The organism is Ornithinimicrobium sp. (assembly GCF_035267225.1).
In the GTDB taxonomy this organism is placed as follows: domain Bacteria; phylum Actinomycetota; class Actinomycetes; order Actinomycetales; family Dermatophilaceae; genus Ornithinicoccus.
In genome coordinates this window covers 1-3,324 of the sequence record NZ_DATFMA010000120.1, presented here as the reverse complement: position 1 = coordinate 3,324, position 3,324 = coordinate 1, and the positions used below count along the sequence as shown (strand labels likewise).

Below are 3,324 nucleotides of genomic sequence, written 5' to 3'. Positions count from 1 at the left end.
GCTTGCGGCGCACCTTCTCGGTGAGCTGGCCACCCTCCTCGTAACCCACGTACCCCGGGGGCGAGCCGAACATCCGCGAGACGGTGTGCTTCTCGGAGTACTCGGACATGTCCAGCGTGATGAGGGAGTCCTCGTCGCCGAAGAGGAACTCCGCCAGCGCCTTGGCCAGCTCGGTCTTGCCGACCCCGGTGGGGCCGGCGAAGATGAACGACCCGCCCGGACGGCGAGGGTCCTTCAACCCGGCACGCGTGCGCCGGATCGCCTGGGAGATCGCCTTGATGGCGTCCTCCATGCCGACGATCCGCTTGTGCAGCTCGTCCTCCATGTGCAGCAGCCGCGAGGACTCCTCCTCCGTCAGCCGCATGACGGGAATGCCGGTCGAGGCCGCCAGCACCTCGGCGATGAGCTCCTCGTCGACCTCGGCCACGACATCCATGTCGCCGGCCTTCCATTCCTTCTCCCGGGCCGCGCGAGCCTGGGTGAGCTTGTGCTCCTCGTCGCGCAGCCGGGCCGCGAGCTCGAAGTCCTGACCGTCGATCGCGGCCTCCTTCTCGCGCTTGGCGTGGGTGATCTTGTCGTCGAAGTCGCGCAGGTCCGGCGGCGCCGTCATCCGGCGGATGCGCAGCCGCGCCCCGGCCTCGTCGATGAGGTCGATCGCCTTGTCCGGCAGGTAGCGGTCGTTGATGTAGCGGTCGGCCATGTTCGCCGCGGCCACCAGCGCCGAGTCGGTGATCGAGACCCGGTGGTGGGCCTCGTAGCGGTCCCGCAGACCCTTGAGGATCTCGATCGCGTGGGCCAGGTTGGGCTCGTTGACCTGGATCGGCTGGAAGCGGCGCTCCAGCGCGGCGTCCTTCTCGATGTGCTTGCGGTACTCGTCCAGCGTGGTCGCGCCGATGGTCTGCAGCTCGCCCCGGGCCAGCATCGGCTTGAGGATGCTGGCCGCGTCGATCGCACCCTCGGCGGCTCCGGCCCCGACGAGCGTGTGGATCTCGTCGATGAACAGGATGATGTCGCCCCGGGTGCGGATCTCCTTCAGCACCTTCTTCAGACGCTCCTCGAAGTCACCGCGATAGCGGCTGCCGGCCACGAGTGCTCCGAGGTCAAGGGTGTAGAGCTGCTTCTCCTTCAGCGTCTCCGGCACCTCGCCACGGATGATGTCACTGGCCAGGCCCTCGACCACGGCGGTCTTGCCCACGCCGGGCTCCCCGATCAGCACCGGGTTGTTCTTGGTCCGCCGGGACAGCACCTGCATGACCCGCTCGATCTCGGCCTGCCGCCCGATGACCGGGTCCAGCTTGCCCTCCCTGGCGGCCTGGGTCAGGTTGCGCCCGAACTGGTCCAGCACGAGGGACCCGGCCTGCTGGCCCTCCTGTGCCCCGGCTCCGACGCCCGCGGCCGCCGTCTCCTTGCCTTGGTACCCGGACAGCAGCTGGATCACCTGCTGGCGCACCCGGTTGAGGTCGGCCCCCAGCTTGACCAGCACCTGGGCCGCGACACCCTCACCCTCGCGGATCAGCCCGAGCAGGATGTGCTCGGTCCCGATGTAGTTGTGCCCCAGCTGCAGCCCCTCGCGCAGCGACAGCTCGAGGACCTTCTTGGCTCGGGGTGTGAACGGGATGTGGCCGGTCGGGGACTGCTGGCCCTGCCCGATGATCTCCTGCACCTGCTCGCGCACCGCATCGAGGGAGATCCCCAGCGACTCCAAGGCCTTGGCCGCGACGCCCTCACCCTCGTGGATCAGCCCCAGCAGGATGTGCTCGGTGCCGATGTAGTTGTGGTTGAGCATGCGAGCTTCTTCTTGCGCCAGCACCACGACGCGCCGGGCTCGGTCGGTGAACCGTTCGAACATGGTTTCTCCTGACGTTCGAGAGAGTCTCGATGGTACGGGTCGTTCCTCACTCCAACGTGAGCCCAGCGTCGACTGTTCCACAGCCGGTCGTCCCGCGCGGGGGTGTTCGCCCACGGCGGAAGCACGGCGGCACCGCGCGGCTGGGGTGGGCTCGTGACCGGCTCACCCTGCCTTGCCGCGCCCGGCCTTCGCCCGGTCCACACTGCGCTGCAAGGCCGCCAGCAGGTCGACCACCTCCCCGGAGTCGTCCTGATCGCCCTCGCCAGCCGCCTGGTGCACCTCACCCCCCTCGATCTTGCGTGTCACGAGCGCCTCGACGGCCTCCTTGTAGTCGTCGACGTGCTCCGAGGGCTCGAAGTCGCCGGCCATCGAGTCCACGAGCATCCGGGCCATCGCGACCTCGGACTCCTTCGGCTCGCTCACCTCGTCCAGGTGGTTGAGCTCTGCGCTGTCCCGCACCTCGTCGGGCCACAAGAGGGTCTGCAGCACGATGACGTCCTCGAGCACTCGCAGCACGGCCATCGTCATCCGGCTGCGCACCGAGACCGTGACCACCGCCACCCGCTCGCTCTCCCGGAGCGCCTCGCGCAGCAGACCGTACGCTTTGGCCCCCATGGCATCCGGCTCGATGTAGTAGGCCCTGTCGTACAGGATGGGGTCGATCTGAGCGCTGGGGACGAAGCTCTCGACCGCGATCTCCTTGCTGCTGCGATGCGGCAGGGTCGACAGGTCCTCATCGGTCAGGATGACCGTGGTGCCGTCCTGCGCCTGGTATCCCTTGGCGATGTCGCGGTAGGCCACCTCCTCCCCGTCCGCCTGCGCCACCCGCTTGTAGCGCACCCTGGAGCCGTCGGAGGCGCGCACCTGGTGAAAGCTCAGGTCGTGGTTCTCGGTCGCCGAGTACAGCCGGACCGGTACGTTGACCAGCCCGAACGACACCGCTCCCTTCCAGATGGCTCGCATTCGTTCAATATGGACCCATGAGACCGATGCTCGCCACCTCGGGCGAGGCCACCGGCCCCCAGGATCTGCCGCATGGGCCGCAGTGGGCTCACGAGATCAAGTGGGACGGAGTGCGGTTGCTCGCCGACGTGCGAAAGGGCCAGGTCGTACTGCGGACCCGGTCCGGGCGCGACGTGAGCGCCGGCTTTCCGGAGCTGGCACGTCTGGCCGACCTGGCCGAGGATGTGCTGCTGGACGGGGAGGCCGTCGCCTTCGTGAACGGCGAGCCCTCCTTCACCCATGTCGTGCATCGCGTTCACGCGGGGACGGGCCGTCGCGCCCGAGCGGACCCGCAGACCGGTGTTCGCACACACCCGGTGACCTTCGTGGCCTTTGACCTGTTGCGGCTCGACGGGCTGGAGGTGACCGGCCTGCCGTGGACCGACCGGCGAGCAGCGCTGGAGGACCTCTGGTTCCCCGCAGGCTCACGGACCCTGTCGCCGGTCCACGAGGATGCCGCGTCTCTGTGGTCG

General features: G+C 68.6%; 2 protein-coding genes and 1 pseudogene. 1 reads left to right on the top strand and 2 read right to left on the bottom strand.

What is annotated here, in order from left to right; translation table 11 throughout:
- On the bottom strand, window positions 1-1,849 hold a 1,849-nt coding region (locus VJ976_RS11945), incomplete at its 3' end, for an ATP-dependent Clp protease ATP-binding subunit (RefSeq protein ID WP_324100450.1).
- A 162-nt stretch (window positions 1,850-2,011) separates the two neighbouring features.
- Window positions 2,012-2,812 (bottom strand): Ku protein, encoded by an 801-nt coding sequence (locus VJ976_RS11940; RefSeq protein WP_324100449.1) that lies wholly within the window; start codon window positions 2,810-2,812, stop codon window positions 2,012-2,014.
- A gap of 17 nt (window positions 2,813-2,829) precedes the next feature.
- On the opposite strand from VJ976_RS11940, the pseudogene VJ976_RS11935 reads away from it, so the two are divergent.
- Window positions 2,830-3,324, top strand: a pseudogene (locus VJ976_RS11935) (DNA ligase); the annotation flags it as partial.

What these genes read in the sequence shown, in the direction of transcription:
- VJ976_RS11940 (WP_324100449.1), bottom strand. Translation starts at nt 2,812, where the DNA reads ATGCGAGCCATCTGGAAGGGAGCGGTGTCGTTCGGGCTGGTCAACGTA.